At 69.6% G+C, this 19,513-nt stretch carries 21 protein-coding genes and 3 pseudogenes; 12 read left to right on the top strand and 12 right to left on the bottom strand.

All coding sequences use genetic code 11. The features are described 5' to 3' along the window. Nucleotides 1-95: 95 nt before the first annotated feature. A complete protein-coding gene (locus tag ACGFSA_RS14700) occupies nucleotides 96-833 on the bottom strand; it encodes a class I SAM-dependent methyltransferase (protein ID WP_393304076.1) in 738 nt (245 codons plus the stop codon). Between the two features lie 153 nt (nucleotides 834-986). On the opposite strand from ACGFSA_RS14700, the pseudogene ACGFSA_RS14695 reads away from it, so the two are divergent. Beyond that, nucleotides 987-1,433 (top strand): annotated as a pseudogene (locus tag ACGFSA_RS14695) (DJ-1/PfpI family protein); the annotation flags it as partial. A gap of 76 nt (nucleotides 1,434-1,509) precedes the next feature. On the opposite strand, the gene ACGFSA_RS14690 reads toward ACGFSA_RS14695, so the two are convergent. Further along, nucleotides 1,510-2,130: a DinB family protein gene (locus ACGFSA_RS14690; protein ID WP_393304074.1), complete on the bottom strand. Its 621-nt coding sequence runs from the start codon at nucleotides 2,128-2,130 to the stop codon at nucleotides 1,510-1,512. A gap of 500 nt (nucleotides 2,131-2,630) precedes the next feature. Here ACGFSA_RS14690 and ACGFSA_RS14685 point away from each other — a divergent pair, with 500 nt between their 5' ends. After that, entirely contained in the window at nucleotides 2,631-3,047 is a 417-nt protein-coding gene (locus ACGFSA_RS14685) for an acyl-CoA thioesterase (RefSeq protein ID WP_393304072.1), read from the top strand. 174 nt (nucleotides 3,048-3,221) lie between these two features. Continuing rightward, complete coding sequence (locus ACGFSA_RS14680) at nucleotides 3,222-3,608, top strand: ArsR/SmtB family transcription factor (protein ID WP_393304070.1); 387 nt, start codon at nucleotides 3,222-3,224, stop codon at nucleotides 3,606-3,608. A 16-nt stretch (nucleotides 3,609-3,624) separates the two neighbouring features. Here ACGFSA_RS14680 and ACGFSA_RS14675 read toward each other — a convergent pair whose 3' ends face one another. Both ACGFSA_RS14675 and ACGFSA_RS14670 read right to left on the bottom strand, forming a co-directional pair. After that, nucleotides 3,625-5,007, bottom strand: a complete 1,383-nt coding sequence (locus ACGFSA_RS14675) for an FAD-dependent oxidoreductase (protein ID WP_393304068.1) — start codon at nucleotides 5,005-5,007, stop codon at nucleotides 3,625-3,627. Nucleotides 5,008-5,085: 78 nt separating this feature from the next. Beyond that, a complete protein-coding gene (locus tag ACGFSA_RS14670) occupies nucleotides 5,086-5,727 on the bottom strand; it encodes a DUF305 domain-containing protein (protein WP_393304066.1) in 642 nt (213 codons plus the stop codon). A 203-nt stretch (nucleotides 5,728-5,930) separates the two neighbouring features. On the opposite strand from ACGFSA_RS14670, the gene ACGFSA_RS14665 reads away from it, so the two are divergent. Then, nucleotides 5,931-7,421, top strand: coding sequence for an LVIVD repeat-containing protein (locus tag ACGFSA_RS14665; RefSeq protein WP_393304064.1), 1,491 nt, complete (start codon nucleotides 5,931-5,933; stop codon nucleotides 7,419-7,421). A gap of 354 nt (nucleotides 7,422-7,775) precedes the next feature. Here the strand turns inward: ACGFSA_RS14665 and ACGFSA_RS14660 are convergent, their stop codons facing one another. The 6 genes from ACGFSA_RS14660 to ACGFSA_RS14635 form a co-directional block, all read right to left on the bottom strand. Beyond that, nucleotides 7,776-7,955, bottom strand: a complete 180-nt coding sequence (locus ACGFSA_RS14660; protein ID WP_358860614.1) for a hypothetical protein — start codon at nucleotides 7,953-7,955, stop codon at nucleotides 7,776-7,778. Between the two features lie 78 nt (nucleotides 7,956-8,033). Continuing rightward, complete coding sequence (locus tag ACGFSA_RS14655; RefSeq protein ID WP_393304062.1) at nucleotides 8,034-8,726, bottom strand: HAD family hydrolase; 693 nt, start codon at nucleotides 8,724-8,726, stop codon at nucleotides 8,034-8,036. Between the two features lie 19 nt (nucleotides 8,727-8,745). Then, nucleotides 8,746-9,444, bottom strand: a complete 699-nt coding sequence (locus tag ACGFSA_RS14650) for a phosphatase PAP2 family protein (RefSeq protein WP_393304060.1) — start codon at nucleotides 9,442-9,444, stop codon at nucleotides 8,746-8,748. A gap of 33 nt (nucleotides 9,445-9,477) precedes the next feature. After that, nucleotides 9,478-10,413: a M56 family metallopeptidase gene (locus ACGFSA_RS14645; protein WP_393304058.1), complete on the bottom strand. Its 936-nt coding sequence runs from the start codon at nucleotides 10,411-10,413 to the stop codon at nucleotides 9,478-9,480. Nucleotides 10,414-10,499: 86 nt separating this feature from the next. Then, on the bottom strand, nucleotides 10,500-11,099 hold the full coding sequence (locus ACGFSA_RS14640) for a DUF5134 domain-containing protein (RefSeq protein ID WP_393304056.1): 600 nt from the start codon (nucleotides 11,097-11,099) through the stop codon (nucleotides 10,500-10,502). Between the two features lie 152 nt (nucleotides 11,100-11,251). Next, the gene (locus ACGFSA_RS14635; protein ID WP_366693664.1) at nucleotides 11,252-11,638 is read right to left on the bottom strand and encodes a VOC family protein; all 387 of its coding nucleotides are present in this window, start codon (nucleotides 11,636-11,638) and stop codon (nucleotides 11,252-11,254) included. 75 nt (nucleotides 11,639-11,713) lie between these two features. Here ACGFSA_RS14635 and ACGFSA_RS14630 point away from each other — a divergent pair, with 75 nt between their 5' ends. Further along, a complete protein-coding gene (locus ACGFSA_RS14630) occupies nucleotides 11,714-12,271 on the top strand; it encodes a GNAT family N-acetyltransferase (RefSeq protein WP_393304053.1) in 558 nt (185 codons plus the stop codon). A 12-nt stretch (nucleotides 12,272-12,283) separates the two neighbouring features. On the opposite strand, the gene ACGFSA_RS14625 is transcribed toward ACGFSA_RS14630, so the two are convergent. Beyond that, entirely contained in the window at nucleotides 12,284-12,934 is a 651-nt protein-coding gene (locus tag ACGFSA_RS14625) for a glycerophosphodiester phosphodiesterase (RefSeq protein WP_393304293.1), read from the bottom strand. A gap of 555 nt (nucleotides 12,935-13,489) precedes the next feature. Here ACGFSA_RS14625 and ACGFSA_RS14620 point away from each other — a divergent pair. From ACGFSA_RS14620 to ACGFSA_RS14605, 4 genes and pseudogenes are all read left to right on the top strand, one after another. Beyond that, nucleotides 13,490-14,887: a DUF6421 family protein gene (locus tag ACGFSA_RS14620; protein ID WP_393304051.1), complete on the top strand. Its 1,398-nt coding sequence runs from the start codon at nucleotides 13,490-13,492 to the stop codon at nucleotides 14,885-14,887. A gap of 26 nt (nucleotides 14,888-14,913) precedes the next feature. Then, nucleotides 14,914-15,681 carry an SDR family NAD(P)-dependent oxidoreductase gene (locus ACGFSA_RS14615; RefSeq protein WP_393304049.1) on the top strand — a complete coding sequence of 256 codons (768 nt, stop codon included), beginning with the start codon at nucleotides 14,914-14,916 and terminating at the stop codon, nucleotides 15,679-15,681. After that, a complete protein-coding gene (locus ACGFSA_RS14610; protein ID WP_393304047.1) occupies nucleotides 15,678-16,739 on the top strand; it encodes a threonine aldolase family protein in 1,062 nt (353 codons plus the stop codon). Before ACGFSA_RS14615 ends, ACGFSA_RS14610 begins: the two co-directional genes overlap by 4 nt. 110 nt (nucleotides 16,740-16,849) lie before the next feature. Beyond that, nucleotides 16,850-17,230: pseudogene (locus ACGFSA_RS14605) on the top strand (B3/4 domain-containing protein); the annotation flags it as partial. 30 nt (nucleotides 17,231-17,260) lie between these two features. Here ACGFSA_RS14605 and ACGFSA_RS14600 read toward each other — a convergent pair. Continuing rightward, on the bottom strand, nucleotides 17,261-17,983 hold the full coding sequence (locus ACGFSA_RS14600; RefSeq protein ID WP_393304045.1) for a lysophospholipid acyltransferase family protein: 723 nt from the start codon (nucleotides 17,981-17,983) through the stop codon (nucleotides 17,261-17,263). A gap of 215 nt (nucleotides 17,984-18,198) precedes the next feature. On the opposite strand from ACGFSA_RS14600, the gene ACGFSA_RS14595 reads away from it, so the two are divergent. The 3 genes and pseudogenes from ACGFSA_RS14595 to ACGFSA_RS14585 all read left to right on the top strand — a co-directional run. After that, entirely contained in the window at nucleotides 18,199-18,528 is a 330-nt protein-coding gene (locus tag ACGFSA_RS14595) for a TlpA family protein disulfide reductase (RefSeq protein ID WP_393304043.1), read from the top strand. A gap of 196 nt (nucleotides 18,529-18,724) precedes the next feature. Continuing rightward, entirely contained in the window at nucleotides 18,725-19,231 is a 507-nt protein-coding gene (locus tag ACGFSA_RS14590) for a flavin reductase family protein (protein ID WP_393304041.1), read from the top strand. Nucleotides 19,232-19,432: 201 nt separating this feature from the next. After that, nucleotides 19,433-19,513: pseudogene (locus ACGFSA_RS14585) on the top strand (electron transfer flavoprotein subunit beta); the annotation flags it as partial.

The raw sequence follows: 19,513 nt of genomic DNA, 5'->3' as shown, positions 1-19,513 counted from the left end.
GACAACCAGCAGCCGTGATGTCTTCGACGTCGGCGACGGTGGCCGCATACTCCGGCGATTGCCCGGGCGGTGAGACCTCGCCGCAGTTCGGCTTCCTAGCTGAGGCCCCGTCGTGCCACGACGAGGCGGCACCTCGAGCTGCCGTCCGGTCGTCGGCCGAGCTCCTCCAGCGGCAGCAGCTCCACCTCGAAGCCCGTCTCGGTCAGGTCCTCCAGCACATCGGGGAGACGGAACGTCCGGTAGTACATGACGAAGTGCGGCCGCCACAGGGCGTTGCGCACACGCATCGTCGTGTCGAAGCCCAGCAGGGCCCAGTACAGCGGGGAGCCCATCCGAGGCGGGGCGCCGATCGGGAAGGCGAAGCGGCCGCCCGGGCGGAGTGCCGCGTACACCTGGGCGAACAGGCCGGGGCGTTCCTCGGGCAGGAAGTGGCCGAAGGCGCCGAAGCTGACCGCGAGGTCGAAGGCCGGCTGGAAGGGGAGGGCGAGGGCGTCGGCTCGTACCCAGTCCAGGGCCGGGCCGCCTGACGGCGTGGGCGGGTGCGCGGAACGGCCCACGGCCAGCATGCCGGCGCTGAAGTCGACGCCCGTGACCCGTTCCCGGCACAGGCGCCGCAGGACGTCCATCCCGGCGCCGGTGCCGCAGCAGAGGTCGAGGCCCCTGTCGAAAGGACCGAGGCGGGTGAGGGCGTGCTCGACCGCCTTCAGAACGCGGTCCGGGGTACGGAACGGAGTGCGGTCGAACTTCTCGGCGAGCAGGTCGTATCCGCGCTCCGTGGAGGACAGCGCCTGAACCGCGAGTTCTCGGAGGGTGGGTCCCTGTGATGTGAACATCACCGCCCAGGGTAGCCAGTGGCCGGTGGTGCGGTAAGTCCCTTCCATGGGGATCGGGGCCCGCCCCGGTCCACCGACACCTGCGGTCCTGCACCCTGGTGCGGTAGAGCCAGAGCAGCACCACCCCTGCGAGGATCGCCAGCACGATGCCGACTGCTGGACCTGGCCGGCCCCGCGCAGGTCTTCTCCACGGCCCCGGACTTCGGGCACCCGTACACCCTCAGCTACGTCGCCGAGCAGCCGCAGGTGCCCACGGCGCAGGGCCTGCCGCTGGTCGCCCGGCTGGACTGGCCCGACCTCGGTCCCGACGACCTGATCGTCGCCCCCGGCTGGCGGGCGCTCACCCTGGCCGACAGCCCCGCCGTCGGGGACGCGGCCCTGCGGGCCCTCTGGGACCACCACGCCAGGGGCGGCACCGTCGCCAGCGTCTGCGCCGGAGCCGAGGCGCTGGGCCGGGCCGGACTGCTCGACGGCCGCCGCTGCACCACCCACCACGACGTCCAGGAGGAACTGGCCAGGCGCCACCCCGAGGCGGCGGTCGTCCGGGACGTCCTGTACACCGCGGACGACCGGGTGGTCACCTCGGCCGGCATCGCCGCCTGACACGACGAGCCCCCGCCGGACATCCGGCGGGGGCTCGTTGCGTTGCGGCCGGGTTGCCGCGCAGGGCTCCGCGTCAGCCCCGCCGTGCGCGATACAGGTCGCGGATCATGGCGATCTCGGCCCCATGGTGCAGTAGTTCCTGATTGACCCACCAGACCGTTTCGATGAACGGATCCTCCGGATCGCTGCCATGCGGGTACGTGCTGTGTCCCACGGTGTCGAGCGCCGCGTCGTCGGCGCTGAGCAGCGCCTCGCGCCAGGCGGTGGCACTGGTATCGAAGTCGGCGATCGCCCCTGCGACGTCACCGGCGACGTGGTAGTCGTCCCGGGTCAGGGCGTGGCTGCCGTTCGTGTGGTCGGCGCGGATGGCCAGCATCTCGCTGACATGGCTCAACCGCCAGGCGAGGGTGGTGAACGGCGGCGGTGTGGGGTGCGGCGCGTGCGACGAATCGCGCCCCCAGTCGCCCGCACCGACCAGGAGGGTCGCGCCCTTCCCGGGTCCGTCCGCGCGGCGGCGCACCGACCAGCAGTCCGGTACCGGCTCCCAGAGGTACTCCGCGTCGGTCATGGGCGGGACTTCGATGTCCGTGCCGTTGCCGCTGTCCATGACGGGGCCCGTCATGCGGTCCGCGAGGCGCCCCCGCGCGAAGTCGAACTGCTGAAGCAGGGGGATCAGGCGGGGTGGTGTCGCCATCGGACGCTCCTGTGGTGGCCCGGCGGGGCCTCGGGGACAAGGGCTGAATTGCTCAATCGGGGTGAGGGTGTCACAGCGCGCGCGAGAGCGCGCCCCCTTTGTTCCGGACGGGAGCGTCCCGGTGGCAGGCGGACGTGCGTCCCCATGCCGGATGCACACGGGGCCACGGGGATGGCGCGTGTGAGCCGGCTCGGAGGTGACGGGCGTGCTGCGCGCCCGCCCGTCACCCCGTCCGGTGGCGTGGCTACTTCAGACAGGGACTGTCGGAGCCGATCTTGCCCGGCGCACGCACTGCCCGGACTCACCGTCATCTTCACCCGGTCCGTGCACGCGGCCTCCATCTGCACACCGAGCACGATGGTCCAGGAGCCGTCCGTGCATGACGGATACGTAAAGAGCTGTGGCGACGTCGCTCGTGTACATGCGGCGTGTGCATGGGAGTTGGCGGGAAAGTGTGCCAAGCGGGGAATGGTGGATTGCGCGGCGACGTTACGGCGACCATGACCTTCTTCGTTGACGTGACCGTGCGCGGCTATGAGCTCGACACGCAGGGGCACCTGAATCAGGCCGTCTATCTGCAGTACGCCGAGCACGCCCGGTGGGAGTTGCTGCGAGCTGCCGGGCTGCCGCAGGAGAAGCTGCTGGCCAGCGGGGTGGGACCGGTCGCGCTGGAAGTCACGGTGAAGTTCCGGCGGGAGCTGCGCGGCGGCGAGCGCGTCCGGGTGACCTGCCAGTTCGTGTACAGCGCGGGGAAGACCTTCGAGGTCGTGCAGAGGATCCTCAAGGAGGACGGCACGGTCGCGGCGGAGGTGACGGGCGTGGCAGGCATGCTCGACCTGACGGCCCGCAGACTGATCGCCGACCCGGCCGGGCATCTCGCCTCGCTGGCCGAGAGGCCGGACCTGCTCAGCGGCTGACCGGCTTCCGGACCGAAACCGCGTTCGCGCCGTCGTGGAACTCGCGTCAGGGGGTGACGGCCGCACCGGGAGCTGTACAGGGCAGAAGCTGTCCTGACGCCTCAGCCGTGCGGCAAAGTATGATGGGTCTCGTACCAAAAGGTGCCCGTCCGACACGACGTAAGGGGAGTCACCGTGCCCGCCACCAGTGCGGCCGCCGCTCGTGTCACCGACGCCCCGGGCGTAGGCGCCCGTGTACTCGCCCACCCCGCACGCGAGGAGATCCGTATCGAGGCGGTGCTCCACGCGCTCTCCGACCCGATGCGGCTGCGGGTGGTCCGCGAGCTGGCCGCCGCCGAGGACGAGCTCGCCTGCTCCCGTATCGAACTGCCGGTGTCCAAGTCCACGACCACGCACCACTTCCGGGTGCTGCGCGAGAGCGGCATCGTCAGTCAGACCTACCGGGGCACCGCCAAGATGAACGGGCTCCGCCGCGACGATCTGGACACGCTCTTCCCGGGGCTGCTCGACGCGATTCTCGCCGCCGCGAACCAGCAGGCGGACCGGCTCGGCGAAGACTGACACCACCCGGAGCGGTTCAGCGGCGGTCGCCGTGTGCGGCCTGCAGGAGCCCCGCCCAGTCCGGGATCTTCACCGGCCCTCGGCCGAGCGACTGCCCGAGGGCCGCCTCGGCCCGCTCGATCGACAGCCAGCCGTCCCATTTCACCGGCCGTAGCCCCCACGCCCGCAGCGCGGCCACCGGATCGGGGGCCGACGGCCGCCCCTCGAGCAGTGGCGCATCGTCCAGCAGCGACGCGACCGTCTCCTTCGCGCACGGCCGGTTCGAGCCGATCACTCCGGTCGGCCCCCGCTTGATCCACCCGGCGACGTACTCCCCGGGTGACGGCACGCCGTCCCGCAGCACCCGCCCCGCCAGGTGGGGCACGGTACCGCGGGCCGGATCGAACGGCAGACCGGGCAGCGGCAGCCCGCGATAGCCGACGGCCCGCAGGACGAGCTGGGCGTCGATCTCCTCGTACGTACCGGTGTCCTGTATGCCTCCGCTGCCGTCCGGCGCGGTACGTGCGAACCGGACCCCGGCGACCCGCCCGTCCCGTTCGAGGAGCTCGACGGGACGCAGAAAGAACCGCAGGTGGATCGTGCGCATCGGGTCCGGCCCGGTGGCAGGGACACCGGCCTCGGCCCACCCGCGCAGTACCTCGATATTGCGCCGTACCACCGCCGGCAGCGGCACCGGTGAATCCGCCGGCGCCCCGACGGGGGCGTACACCGGATCGCGGGCCAGCTCCGCCCCGTCCACCACGACCCGCGCCCCCGGCAGCCCGCCCAGCTCGCGCAGCTCCTTGGTGGTGAACCTGGCCTGCGACGGTCCCCGCCTGCCCGCCATGTGCACCTCGCGCACCCGGCTGCCGGCCAGCGCGCCGAGCGCCGGGTGGGGCACATCGGTGGGCCGCAGTTCCTCGGCGCCGCGCGAGAGGATCCGCGCCACGTCGACCGCCACATTGCCGACCCCGATCACCACGGCCGAACGGGCCTGCAACGCAAAGCTGTTGGCAGCAGCGTCGGGGTGTGCGCTGTACCAGGAGACGAACTCGGTCGCCGAGTGGCTGCCGGGCAGATCCTCGCCGGGAATGCCGAGACCGCGGTCGGTCGCCGCCCCGACGCAGTAGACCACGGCATGGTAGAGCTCGCTCAGCCGCTCGGGTGACAGCCCGTCCCCGCCCACCTGGACATGGCCGAGAAAGGTGATCCGCTCGTGCTCAAGAACGGTCCGCAGACTGTTCTGCAGCGACTTGATCTTCTCGTGGTCGGGGGCGACGCCGTACCGAACCAGGCCGTACGGGCAGGGCAGCCGGTCCAGCACGTCCACCCGGACATCGGGCACCCGGGACTGCTCGACCAGAGATTGGGCGGTGTAGACCCCGCTGGGTCCGGAGCCGACGACGGCGACATGGAGCACGGTGCACCTCTTCCCGGAGGGTGACTCCAGCATCCCACCGGTCGGCGGGGCAGGGGAGAGGTGCGGCCGCGCGGCGCGTCAGGAGGACAGTGCGCGCATCCGGTCGATCTCGACCGTCTGCTGGGCGACGACATCGTCCGCCATCTCCTCGACCTGAACGTTGTTCCCCTCCGAGAGGGCCTCGGTCGCCATTGTGATCGCTCCCTGGTGGTGGGTGATCATCAGCTGCAGGAACAGCTTGTCGAAGGCCTTGCCCTCTGCAGCCCGCAACTCCTTCAGCTGCGCCTGGGTCGCCATGCCGGGCATCCCGGCGTGGTCGTGACCGCCCGCGTGTTTCTCGCCGCCGTTGTGCGTGAGCCATCCCTCCATGGCGCCGATCTCCGGCTTCTGCGCTGCGGAGATGCGCTCGGCAAGTCGCTTGACCGGGGCGGACGAGGAACGGGACGGTACCAGGGCGGTCAACTCCAGTGCCTGGGCGTGGTGCTGGATCATCATCTGTACGTAGCGGAAATCGGCCGAGTTGGGGGTGTCTTTCCCGGCAGCCTTCGCGGCTTCCTCGACGGACAGGGTCTGCGCGGGCTCTCCCGGCTTCCCCGGTGCCACGACCGAAGGGCCGTTTCCTGCACGCGCGTTGGCGTCATGGCCGCCACCGCCCGCGTCGCACGCGGCAAGGGAGAGTACGGCGGTCGCCACGGCAGTGACGACTACGGATCTGTGCACATGCGCGACCTGACGGAAAATCAACAAGGCTGCCTCCAGTGCCACATGAGGTCGTAGCGGATCATTTGGCGCACATCGGCAACCTCAGGGGTCGGTAACTTTCATTACGTTCCTGTTGCCATCTGTTGGGATACCCGTGAGAAGGACGATACTGCCGGGGTCAGTCAACCGTTCAGCCACGCTTTGGTACAGGGGAGGACGCAGTGACTTCGTTACACATCACCCAAGTGCGGCGCAGACGTCTGGGTGTGGCGGCGGCCGCCGCCGGACTCTTCGCCACTCTGCTGACGGCCGGACCGGCGGCCGCAACGCCCGACCCCGGTGATTCACCCGCCACCCGCACCAGTCTCTCCGCAAGCCAGGAGGCCGCCGCCACTGCCGCCATCAAGGACAGCGAGATACCCGGTGTGGACGAGATCGTCCACAGCGACAACATCACCCAGCTGGCCAACGTCCCGAAGGACGCGCTCAAGGGTCTCAACACGGACCTGGCCTTCCAGGGGAAGTATGCATTCGCCGGAAATTACGACGGCTTCCGGATTTACGACATCAGCAACCCGAGTTCGCCGCAGACCGTCGCCCAGGTGCTCTGCCCCGGATCCCAGAACGACGTCTCGGTCTCCGGGAACCTGCTGTTCCTGTCCACCGACTCCTCACGCAGCGACAACTCGTGCGCCAGCACCACCCAGCCCGCCACGGAGAAGTCCTCCTGGGAGGGCATGAAGATCTTCGACATCAGCGACAAGCGCAACCCGAAGTACGTCGCCGCCGTCGAGACCGCCTGCGGCTCGCACACCCACACGCTGGTTCCGGAAGGCAGCAACGTATACATATACGTCTCCTCGTACTCGCCGAGCGAGGCGTTCCCGGACTGCCAGCCGCCGCATGACGGGATCTCCATCATCAAGGTGCCCCGCAAGGCGCCCGAGAAGGCCGCGGTCGTGAACTTCCCGGTGCTCTTCCCGGACGGCGGCAACCCGGGCGCGCCCACCAACCCCGGGGTCTCGAAGACGAGCGGCTGCCACGACATCACGGTGCTGCCGTCGAAGGACCTGGCCGCCGGTGCCTGCATGGGGGACGGCCTGCTGTTCTCCATCAAGGACCCGGAGAACCCGAAGATCATCGACCGGGTTCAGGACAATGTGAACTTCGCGTTCTGGCACTCGGCGACGTTCAACCAGAAGGCGGACAAGGTTGTCTTCACCGATGAGCTCGGCGGAGGTGGCGCGGCCACCTGCAACAAGGAGGTCGGGCCGAAGCGCGGCGCCGACGGCATCTACGACATCGTCGGCAAGGGTGACCACCGCAAGCTTGTCTTCCGCAGCTACTTCAAGATCGACCGCCCGCAGGCCGCCACCGAGGTCTGCGTCGCCCACAATGGTTCGATCATCCCGGTCAAGGGCCGCGACCTGATGGTCCAGGCCTGGTACCAGGGCGGAGTCTCGGTATGGGACTTCACCGACTCCTCGGCGCCCAAGGAGATCGCGTTCTTCGAGCGCGGTCCCGTCAACCTGGACGCCGTCACCACGGCCGGCCCCTGGTCGGCGTACTACTACAACGGATACATCTACTCCAACGACATCGCCAAGGGCTTCGACGTCCTGAGGCTCGACGACCGGCGGACCGACCCGGCGAAGCGCGTGCGGATGCCGGAGCTCAATGTGCAGACGCAGCCGGACTACTTCGACAACTGATCCGGCTGTGCGGGTATCGCCGGACCCGTGCGTTCACGGCGCGTTCCCGCCGGGCGGATCCTCGCCCGGCGGGACACGGCGAGCAGCCTGGACCGTCCTTGTGCGCCACTCGCCGGCAAGCAGCTACCAGCCTCCTGCGTTGACCGGTTCATGCCGTCCGTCATCAACGCGGCCCCCGACCGATGCCCGACGGGCCAGGCCGACCGGGGTGGCTGCCTGGTTCCGGCGGCGCAGGGGATCGCCGGGATCGGTCGTTCGGGGGAGAAGTCAGGCCTCCGGGGGTGCGACGTGCCGGAGGTCGCCGCACACGGACTGGCCGAGCCGGACGGGGAGCGGTATGCCGCCCCGTACCGCTTACGCGGCAGACCTCGCGCTCCCGCCGGTCACCGCGGCCCACTCCACCAGGAGTCGCTGGTACTCCTCCTCGTCGTCCGGGGACAGGCATCCGCCGGAACGCTGCCACAGGTCGCGAATCTCTTCATTCACCACTGCGGCGGAGCGCACGGAATCGGATGAGCGGGGAGAACGGGACATGCCACCAGGCTAAGGCCACGGTGTGACAATCGGACCCATTGGGCGTCAGGGACATCTCTCACATGTCCCTCCGCGGGATCACGGAATGAGCCCGAGTGCCCGTAGCGCGCCCGGCCGTTCCTCCACCGGCAGATGGTCGACGAAGCGCACGTCACACCCCAGTGCGGCCGCTCCGCCATCCGCGTGTCGATCGTCACCCACCATGACCACATCCTTCGGATCCTGGCCGATAAGTGTGCAGGCGGTGTGAAAAAGATGTGGGTGCGGCTTCTGGATCCCGTGCTCGTACGACAGGACATAGGCGTCGACCAGGGCGTCGAGACCGTGAGCGCGGAAGATCGGCCGCAGGTCCCAGCCGACGTTGCTGACCACGCCGACCCGGGTCCCGCCGGCACGCAGCGCCGCCAGCACCTCCGCCGCGTCCGGGTACGGCCGCCACGCCGCCGGCGACTTGTGCCGGTCGTAGAGCGCCTCGTACAGCCCCGGATCCGGCAGGGCGACCTGGCGGGCCAGCCCCATGTACGCCTCACGGTGCCGTTCCGTACTCTCGTCGCGCGTGGCCCACGCCGCGGCAAGCCGGTCGGGAACGCGCTGCGGATTCGGGCCGCCGGGCAGCGCCCCGGCGGCCGTCAGGTCCGCCACGTACTGCTCGAAGTCGGCATCGGTCACGGTTATGTTCCGCTCGGCGAGGACCGCCGAAAGCCAGGACCGGACGGGTTCGATACGGAAGAGGGTCCCGGAGAAGTCGAAGAGCACGCCCTTGATCATCATGGGTCCGATCCTCGCGCGTTCAGGAGCGGTGCGGCAAGGCCGCCCGTTCCCGTCCCTCGTACCGGGCGAACGCGGCGATCGAGAACGCGACCACCGCCGCACCCAGCAGCCAGCCCCCCAGTACATCGGTCATCCAGTGCACCCCCAGATAGAGCCGGGTCACCCCCACGCCGATCACCGATGCCCACGCCACCGCGAGCGCGGCGTGCCACACCCGCCGCCGGACGCCGTGCCGGCGCAGCAGCCACAGCAGCAAACCACAGCTCACCACCGCCGTCATGGCGTGACCGGACGGGAACGCCGCGTAGTGGGCCGAGTCCACCGGGTTCGGCCACTGAGGGCGCTCCCGGCCGACGGCGGACTTCAACCCCTGCTGCAGCAGGGTGGCGAACAGGCTTGTCGCGGCCACCCACCCCGCGAGCATCCGGACCCCGCGCCACCACAGCCACACCACGGCGACCGCGATCAGGGTGCGCATCGTCCAGGGGTCCCACACCCAGTCGGTCAGGATCCGGTTGATGTGCACGAGGCCCGGCTCCGCCACCGCCCGCCGATGCAGCGCGTCGGCGACCGTACGGTCCAGCGACATCAGCGGGGACCAGCGCAGGGCGACCAGGATCAGCAGCACCAGGGCGAGGGACCCGCACACGATGCCGGCTCCGAGAGCAGGCGAGCGCTCCGGCGGGGAAAGGGGCGGAGGCGGGGCTGGGGAGTGCATGGGGTGATCCTTGCGGACGGACCACGACACCGGCTATCCCAGCGCGCTGAGTCCCGGCACGAAGGCCACCAGAAGCGGGACCACCGGCACCAGGGCGGCCGCCGCGGTCAGCCGCAGCCGCCGCCCCGCGGTGAGCCGCTCGACAGGAGACAGCAGCCGGTTCACGCGCAGTGGCAGCTCCGCGTCCGGCGTCGGGCAGGGGCCGAACACGCCCCGGTCCTCGTTCAGTTCGACCAGGGCGAGAGCGATCGTCAGCCGCCCGAAGCGCCGTGACGCCACATCGTCCGCTGCCAGTTCGACGAGCCGGTGCATCTCGTCGCGGAAAGCGGCGAACACCGGTACCTGGGGGAACCCGTTCGCCAGCGCTGCGGAGCAGTGCAGCAGCCAGTCGTGCCGCGCCTGCGCGTGCCCCTGTTCATGGGCCAGCACAGCATCCAGCTGACGGCCTCTCAGTCTTCCAAGTGCCGAAGTGGTGATGACCAGTTGAGGTGCCGCTCCGGGCAGCCACCAGGCGTCGGGGCGCTCACCCTCCAGCACCACGAGCCGGCCGTTGCCGGGCTCCTCGCCGGGCATCAACGGGGAACGGACCAGCAGTTCGGCCCGGCGCCGGCTGCGCCGCACCTGCGCCCGGCGGATCTCCCGCGTCAGCATTGCCGCGCTCCAGATACCACCCAGTGCCAGCAGAACGGCCATGACGGCGGACCACGGCCCGTACGCGCCCAGCGCGTACGCCTCCACCACGGCGTGCGGTGCGTGTCCGAACACCTGCCCGCGCACCGCCTGCCAGGCGGCGGCCGCGCTGAACGTCATGGAGAGTCCGAAGGACAGCAGTACCCCGGCCACCACGCACTGCCACACCCACAGCGCCACCACGGGCTCGCGCTCGGGCCACTCGGCCCGCGCCATCATCCGCGGGGTCACGACGGCGGCCAGTGCACCGAGCAGCAGCAGCACGAGGGAGACCAACATGGCGTCAGCCTATGAGTGGCGCGGTACCCGCGGGTATGGCTGTGCTCGGCAAGTGATGTACGCCACGGTTGACCACACCCGCTGTCTCACAGTGTGAGCAGCATCGCGAACATGGCGATCCCCATCGTCAGCCGGCAGGCCAGTGCCAGTTCCGGCCGTGCGCCCCAGCCGCCTCCCGTCGTCCCCTCGGCCGGACCCGCGGCGGCGGCCGGAATCAGCCGCGTCCCGGACCGCAGCACATAGGCCGCGTGATAGACCAGCAGCATCCCTGTCAGCAGCGGCACTCCACCGGCGACCTGCACCATCTGATGTCCGCCGTGCGCACCCTGCACACCGCCCGCACCGTGCGCTGCCGCACCGCTGCCCGGCGTCATCACCAGCGCCATGTAGACCATCGCCAGTGAGCCGACCAGATGGTGCAGATGGTGCCCCTTGCGGCGGGCGAACCAGAGGGCGCGCAACGCGGCCCCGCCGAACAGCACCACATACACAGCCCATCCCCACACGGGCGGCGGGAAGACCGCGGCGGGCGCCGCCATCGCGGCCATGCCGAAGCCCATGACCGCCTCGGCGCGCGCCGTCCTGCGCTCCTCCTCCGTCCCGCTGCGCATCCGCAGCAGGCAGTACGCGCCCGTGACCCCGCACAACGCCATCAGCAGCCAGCCGGACATCGCCGGTCCGTGCACAGCGCACCTCCCCAGGACGTACGACGTCGGTGTCGACTAGTCGATGCCCCGGCCCGGCAGGTCGTACGCGGCGCATTGATGTACGAGGGGAGCGCGTGGAGGAAACCCGCAGAAGGACGCGGCCAGTTGTGCGCCGTCGCGGGTCACTGTCCTCAGGGCCGATAGCGCAGCGGATGGTCCTCCGGCACTTCGACGACGGCGATCCGCACCCCGTCCGGATCGGAGATCCACATCTCCACGAGCCCCCACGGCTCGCGCACCGGCTGCCGTTCCACCTCGACGCCCCGGGCCGACAGCTCCTCGTACGCCGCCCGGACGTCCGCGACCTGCAGCCACAGCCGCAGCCCGGGCGAGGGCGGTGCGACGGAGCGCCCGGAGACCTCCAGAAAGCCGCCGCCCAGGAAGTACACCGTCCCCCGCTCGGGGCCGGTACCGAACTCCCGGTACACCGGCAGCCCGAGGGACTCTCCGTAGAACGTCCGTGACCGCTCGGGGTCGGTAGGGCTCAACAGGACCCGACTGCTCAGCACATGAACCATGGTCGAGACATTAGGCGCGGACCAGCGGGTTACTCTGCTGCGGCACGGACCAGCAGAGAAAAGGAGAGCTCCACCATGGACACTGCCCCGCCCCGCGACTCGGGACAGCTGACCTTCCGCGACGCGGCGGACGCCGATGTGCCCGCGCTCGTGACGCTGGTCGAATCGGCGTACCGGGGCGACTCCAGCCGCGCGGGGTGGACCACCGAGGCGGACATCCTGCAGGGGCGGCGGACCGACCCCGACGGGGTCCGCGCGGTGGTCGAGGCACCCGGCAGCCGACTGCTCGTGGTGGAGCGGGACAGCGAACTGATCGCCTGCTGTCAGCTCGAACACCGCGGGGAAGCCGCCTACTTCGGGATGTTCGCGGTCCGCCCCGAGCTGCAGGGCGGTGGCCTCGGCAAGCTGATCATCGCCGAGGCCGAACGCACCGTCCGGGAGAGGTGGGGCGCCACCGAGATGCACATGACCGTGATCTCGGTCCGTGAGGAACTGATCGCCTGGTACGAGCGTCGCGGCTACCGCCGTACGGGAGAGCTGAGCCCCTTCCCCTACGGCGACGAGCGCTTCGGCGTTCCGCAGCGCGACGATCTCGCCTTCGAACTGCTGATCAAGGACCTGAAGGAGGGTTAGCCCTCCCCGCACCTACGCGGTGAAGCGGCCGGCGCGGCGGATCTCCGGGAAGTCGGTGGTCGCGCCGTCCAGCCCCAGGGCGCGCACGAGACGCAGATGATCCTGGGTGTTCACCACCCAGCCGATAACCTTCACTCCCTCGGCGTGCGCCTGCTCGACGACCTCCAGCGTGAGGCGGCGGATGTTCAGCGCGAGCGTCGCCGCGCCCACCGCCTTCGCCCGGTCCACCACATCGCTCTTCCACCGGCTGGCGATGAGCACGGTCCGTACCCCCGGCACCAGTTGAGCGATCTCGGCGACGGCCTCGTCGTGGAACGACGACACCTCGACCCGGTCGACGAGATCGCGCTGCCGCATCACCTCGGCCAGCGCCCGGGCTGCGGCCGCATCCTTGATCTCCGCCTGCAAGGGGGAGCGCACGGCATCGAGCACCTCCTCGAAGACGGGCACCCGTTCGCCCTGCCCGGCATCGAGTTCCCGCAGCTCGGCCAGGGTCTTCTCGGCGATCGGGCCGGTGCCGTCGGTCGTCCGGTCCACCTCGGCGTCGTGCATGACGGCGAGTGCGCCGTCCTTGCTCAGATGAAGGTCCAGTTCGATGGCGTCCATGCCGGCCTGCTCGGCGTGGACGAACGACCGCAGGGTGTTCTCCGGCTCGACACCCATCACCCCGCGATGACCGATGGTGAGAAAAGTCAAGGCAATCTCGCTTCCGTCGACGGCGTCTCCCCGCGTGCTGCTCCTGCCCACGCGGCACTTCGGTACTCGGATTACGGCAACTCGGCAGCCTAGTGGCCCGGACCCGGGAGAGAGCCGGTCACGCGCGGGTGAGTGGCGCCGTGTCCCTGAACGTCGCCGACACCGAGCAGGACTCCGGTGATGACGGCTGCGACAAGGACGGCACGGATACTCAAGCGGCGGTCTCCAGACGGGTGGGAGGGAGGCGGATGGCACCCCGTCCTACCGGTAGCGCCGGCGCCCGGCGAGCTGTGTCACCCGTACGTGGGCGCGCCGCGCACGGCCTGAGCGCCCGGGTGTTCGACCGTCGGCGGTCCGTCATCCCCCGGAACCGACGGAAGGAGTCGCGCAAGCGGAATGCGACAGGAAGAATCGCGGTGACCATGGGGGGTCGGCAGGATAATTTTCTGATGCTCACTTGTCTCGAAGAACCACACATGGATACGGTTGCTTGACGCGAGGTTCTCCCGTGGAGGAAGTGTGATGACGGAAATTCTTGTGCACGACGCCGAGGTCGGCGCGATAGCTACTGCCCAACGGGTGGTCGAGCAGCCTGCCTGGCCTGCGCTCAGGGATGCCGTGGAGGAGATCCGGCCCTGGCAGGCGAAGGACGGTTCGATCGACTTCGACGCCGACGGCGCCCCGTCGCCTGCCACCGTCCTGGTGACGCTGGAACGCGTGATCGCCGCGATCGAAGAGCTTTCCCCGCTGCTCCCGCACGATGCCGCGTACCACCGCGCCCTCGTCATGGACCTGCGCCGTTGGGCGGCGGACGGCTTCGGTGTGCCGGACTTCCTGGACTCGCTGCTCGCCTTCCAGCCCGCCAAGAACCGCACCGACGGCCTGCAGCACCTGGTCGTCTTCGCGATGTACACGCAGAACGGCAACCCGGACCGCAATCTCGAAGCGGTCGTCCTGCGGATGGTCTGGCCCGAATGGCTCGCCGAGCTCGAAGCCACGCGCTACGACAACCCGCTCTTCTGCGGCATCACCTTCGAGGGCTTCACCTCCGGTTACGACACCAATTCCGCGGTGCTCTTCCCGGAGACGATCGCCGTGCGCGAGGCCCCCGAGCGCTTCAGCTGGGGCGGCATCTTCTGCGACCGTGAGGCCGCCCGCTTCCGCCGCGTCACCGAGGCCTCCGTCGAACTCCTCGGCGTGGAGCTGCCCGAGGACATCCGCGGGATGGTCGGCGACCAGCAGCGCTGCGAGCAGGCATTCGTGCTCTGGGACATGGTCCACGACCGCACCCACAGCCACGGCGACCTGCCGTTCGACCCGTTCATGATCAAGCAGCGCCAGCCGTTCTGGATGTACGGACTGGAGGAGCTGCGCTGCGACCTCACCGCCTTCAAGGAGGCCGTGAAGCTGGAGGCCGACGGCTTCGCGCAGGGCCGTGACGTGCAGTACGCCGTGCTGTTCGACCGGATGTTCCGCTTCCCGGTCACCGGCGAGCGGGTCCGCAACTACGACGGTCTCGGCGGCCAGCTGCTCTTCGCGTACCTCCACAAGCACGATGTGATCCGCTGGACCGACAACACCCTGAAGATCGACTGGGACCGGGCCCCGCAGGTCACCAACCAGCTCTGCGGCGAGATCGAGAAGCTCTACCGCGACGGCATCGACCGCCCCAAGCTGGTCCACTGGTTCGCCGCGTACGACCTGGTCTCGACCTACCTGGCCCCGCACCCCGGCTCCCTCTGGGCCAAGGGTCCGGACGCCCTGGACCTCTCGCAGCCGCCCCGCAAGCTCGTGGACGACGTGCTTCCGGACGAGTTTCCGCTGAGCATGTTCTATGAGGCGCTCTCCAAGAAGCTGAAGAATGTGATCGCCTCCACCAAGGGGATCACTGCGGCGGACGCCGAGCAGGCAGCCGCATGAGCGCTCGTTCCAAGGAGGCAGTGGCCATGAACGCAAACGGCACGGGCAATGGGAACGGCGCGCTGGAAGGCGCGGTGATCGCCGTTGCCGGAGCCGCCGGACCGGCCGGCCGGGCGACGCTGCTCAGGCTCGCCGAGGCCGGTGCGATCGTCGTCGCCTCGGACGCGGACGCCACCCGCCTGGCAGAGGCCGTCGACGCCGCTCGGTACGCCCACGGCGGCGCCACCGTCACCGGCGACACCGTCGATCTGCTCGACCTCGCCGCCGCCCGGGAATGGGCGGACAAGACCGAGAAGGAGTTCGGCCGGATCGACGGCCTGGTCCACCTGGTGGGCGGCTGGCGCGGCAGCGCCACCTTCGCCGAGACCGACCTCGCCGACTGGGATCTCCTGGAGAAGCTGCTGATCCGCACGGTTCAGCACACCTCGCTGGCCTTCCAGGGAGGGCTCCAGCGCAGCGACCGCGGCCGCTATCTGCTGACCAGCGCGGCCGGGGCGAGTAAGCCCACCGAGGGCAATGCCGCCTACGCCGCGTCGAAGGCGGCCGCCGAGGCCTGGACCCTCGCGCTCGCCGACGCCTTCCGCAAGGCGGGGGGCGAGGAAGGGCCGAAGGCAGCGGCTGCGATCCTGATCGTCAAGGCACTGGTGCACGACGCGATGCGCGCCGAGCGCCCGAATGCGAAGTTCGCGGGCTTCACCGACGTCAAGGAGCTGGCCGAGGCCATCGCCGGCGTCTGGTCCAAGCCCGCCTCCGAAGTGAACGGAAAGCGTCTGTGGCTGACCCCGCAACCATGAGGACCGACGCGCGACGTCACCACGATCCGCAGATACGCGGATTCGCCAGTGACAACTACGCGGGCGCCCACCCGGAGATCCTCGCGGCCATCGCCCTCGCCAACGGCGGTCACCAGATCGCCTACGGCGAGGACGACTACACCGTGAACCTCCAGCAGATCGTCAAGGGGCACTTCGGCCCCACCGCCGAGGCGTTCCCGGTCTTCAACGGCACCGGGGCGAATGTCGTCTCGCTGCAGGCGATGACCGATCGCTGGGGCGCGGTCATCTGCGCCGAGTCCGCGCACATCAACGTGGACGAGGGCGGCGCGCCGGAGCGCGTGGGCGGCCTCAAGCTGCTCACCGTGCCGACCACGGACGGCAAGCTCACCCCCGAGCTCATCGACCGGCAGGCGTACGGCTGGGACGACGAGCACCGCGCGATGCCCCAGGTCGTGTCGATCGCCCAGAACACCGAGCTCGGCACCGTCTACACGCCCGATGAGATCCGCGCCATCTGTGAGCACTCCCACGAGCGCGGCATGAAGGTTCACCTCGACGGGGCGCGGATCGCCAACGCCGCGGCGTCGCTGGGCGTCCCTGTGCGTGCGTTCACCACCGAGGCCGGCGTCGACGTCCTCTCGTTCGGCGGCACCAAGAACGGGGCGCTCTTCGGTGAGGCCGTCGTCGTCCTGAATCCCGATGCCGTACGGGCCATGAAGCATCTGCGGAAGCTGTCGATGCAGCTCGCATCGAAGATGCGCTTCGTGTCGGTGCAGCTGGAGGCGCTGCTCGCCGGTGACCTGTGGCTGCGCAACGCCCGGCACGCCAACGCCATGGCCCAGCGGCTCGCGGAGGGTGTCCGGGCGGTGGACGGCGTGGAGATCCTCTACCCGGTCCAGGCCAACGCCGTCTTCGCGCGTCTGCCGCACGACGTGAGCGAGCGGCTCCAGAAGCGCTTCCGTTTCTACTTCTGGGACGAGGCCGCCGGCGATGTGCGCTGGATGTGCTCCTTCGACACCACGGAGGACGACGTGGACGCGTTCGTCCTCGCGCTGAAGGAAGAGATCGCCAAGTAGCATCAAGCTGCGCATGAATATGCGACCGACCGGAAAGTCATTGCTTTCCGGTCGGTCGCTTCCGTACGCTCTCCATGCATGGAGCTGACGCGGCAATCCCCGGATGTGGCGACGCCTACAACGCGATCAGTGTCGCCCATCTGATCGCGGTCGGCGGTGAGGACGCCGACCGCATCAAGGGCGCCATGCGCCTTGTACGCGCCACGGGCCGGGAACCCTTCCCCACGGCCGCGGGCGGCGAGGAGGGCGTGGAGCACCCGGATCCCGGCGAAGTCGTCTGGTGCGACGACGAGGGCGTCACCTGCCGCCGCTGGATCTGGCGGCAGGGCGTACGCACCCGGCTCACCGACGAGTCGGTCAACGCCGTGTTCCTCCTGGAGAGCCTCACCCCGATGACGGTCCGCGAGCTCGAAGCCGCGGGCGCCCAACTCGCCGAGTCGCTGGAGAAGCTGAGCCCCGGAGCGCGGATCACCGTCCGCACCCCGGAGTGACGTTTCAGCCGTGGTGGTGAACGGGCCCGGTCAGCTGGTCCCGCGCACCTCGGCGGGCGTCGGAGCCGTACCGCCGAGGTGCGCGGGCACCCACCAGGTGTCGCTCGCGTTGCTCGGCCGCACCGGGTAGGCGCGCTGCGCCGCTTCGAGGAGCTCCTGCACCCCTTCCCGCAGGCGTCGGGTGATCGCACCCGCGTACTGGTCGGTGGGGGCCTCCACCGGCGCACCCACCCGGATCGTCACCGGGATGTGGCTGCGCTTGAGGTTGCGCGGCCGCCCCTTGGTCCAGATCCGCTGTGTGCCCCACAGGGCCATCGGGATCAGCGGTACGCCGGCCTCCTGGGCCAGCCGGGCCGCGCCCGACTTGAAGCTCTTCAGCGTGAACGACTGCGAAATGGTCGCCTCGGGGAAGACGCCGATGATCTCGCCGGAGCGCAGTGAGGCGAGCGCGTGGGCATACGCGTCCTCGCCCTGCTTCCGGTCGACCGGGATGTGCTTCATGCCACGCATCAGCGGACCGGAGACCTTGTGCCGGAAGACCGACTCCTTCGCCATGAAGCGGACCAGCCGCTTCTGCGGCAGCGCCGCGAGCCCGGTGAAGATGAAGTCGAGATAGCTGATGTGGTTGCTGACCAGTACCGCACCGCCGGTCTTCGGGATGTGCTCCGAACCCTGAGTGTCGATCTTCAGGTCCAGCGCCTTGAACAGGGTGCGAGCGGCGCCGACGACCGGCCGATAGACGAGTTCTGCCATCTGGGGAAGACCCTTCTTCAGCGCCTGAGGAGGGTTCTCCCGGCGGAAGTTACGCAGCCGTAGGTTTTCGGCATTGCGCCGATCGTGCCCCATGTCCGTCGCGGTGGCCAGTCTCGGCGGGCGCGGGGCGCGAGATTCTCGTCACGTGGAGCCGGCGGGAATGACTCCGTGACCGACGGTGCTGACCCTTTGAGAAGGGCTCTGACAGGAGGCGGATGGTGGACGGGCAGGCACGCGCGAACAGGCTGGATGCGGCCCAACTCGGCGCGGAATTGGGGGAGCGCGCGACTCTCGTGCAGTTCTCCAGCGCCTTCTGCCAGCCCTGCCGGGCCACCCGCCGCACCCTGGGCGAGGTGGCCGGAATGGTCGACGGCGTCGCGCATGTCGAAATCGACGCCGAGGCGCATCTCACTCTTGTACGCGATCTCGACATCAGCCGCACGCCGACGGTGCTGGTTCTCGACGCGACCGGCCGGATCGTCCGGCGGGCGGCCGGGCAGCCCCGCACCGTCGATGTTGTCGCCGCGCTGGGGCACGCGATGTGACGGACCGTGATGCATCTCCCACATTGCGGAACCCGCTTGACTGCGGCCACCACGCATCGTCAGTCTGACGCTATGCCGCCGGAATTCCTTCTCTACAGCCGGGTCCATGTGGACCTCGCCCGCAACGCGAGTGCGCGCCGTCCGGGTGCCTGAGCACCCACGGCCCCGTACGCCTCCCTCGCAGAAGGACATCTCCATGACGGCTTCGCCCGAGCTCTCCAGCGCCCGCACGGCTTCCCCCGATCTCCTGCGCTCCGTCTTCCGGCAGCACGCCGCCGGTGTCGCGGTGATCACCGCCGCCGGTGACCGGCCGGTCGGCTTCACCGCGACTTCCCTCAACTCCGTCGCCGCCGAGCCGCCGCTCATCTCCTTCGGCGTGGGGACCTCGTCCTCCAGCTGGCCGGTCGTGGCGGAGGCCGAGCACATCGGCGTACACATACTCGGCGAGCACCAGCAGGAGCTGGCCGCCACATTCGCGCGCAGCGGCGCCGACCGGTTCGGTCCGTCCACCTATTGGCGCAGTGGGCCGGAAGGTGTCCCGGTGCTCGACGGAGTGCTTGCGTGGCTGGTCTGCCGCGTGGTGGCGCGCATCCCGGCGGGGGACCACCGGATCGTGATCGCGGAGGCCGTCGTCGGCGATCCGGCCGGGGGCGGCCGCCCGCTTCTCTACCATCAGGGTCGTTTCACGGCGTTGCGGGACTGAGAGTTCCCAGGTGGCGCACGGGCGCCGGGCGCCGGCCAGGTCACAGTGCAAAGCGCTTGCTCATGGGTAACGTACTGGGTGTACTGGCGAGTAATATTTCGCTCGGAGCGGCGGTCACCCCGACCGGAATCCGCCCCATCGGGCGCCTATGCTGCGTGCATCAAGGCAGCCCAGAAATGACGATGCAGTAGGAGAGCCGGCGTGAGCTTGAGGATCGTTGTCTGTGTGAAGTATGTGCCCGACGCCACCGGTGACCGGCACTTCGCCGATGACCTGACGCTG

It is taken from the genome of Streptomyces sp. NPDC048496 (assembly GCF_043200055.1).
Classification (GTDB): Bacteria; Actinomycetota; Actinomycetes; order Streptomycetales; family Streptomycetaceae; genus Streptomyces.
Note: the sequence above shows the minus strand (reverse complement) of the source record. Positions and strands in the feature narration are given on the sequence as shown.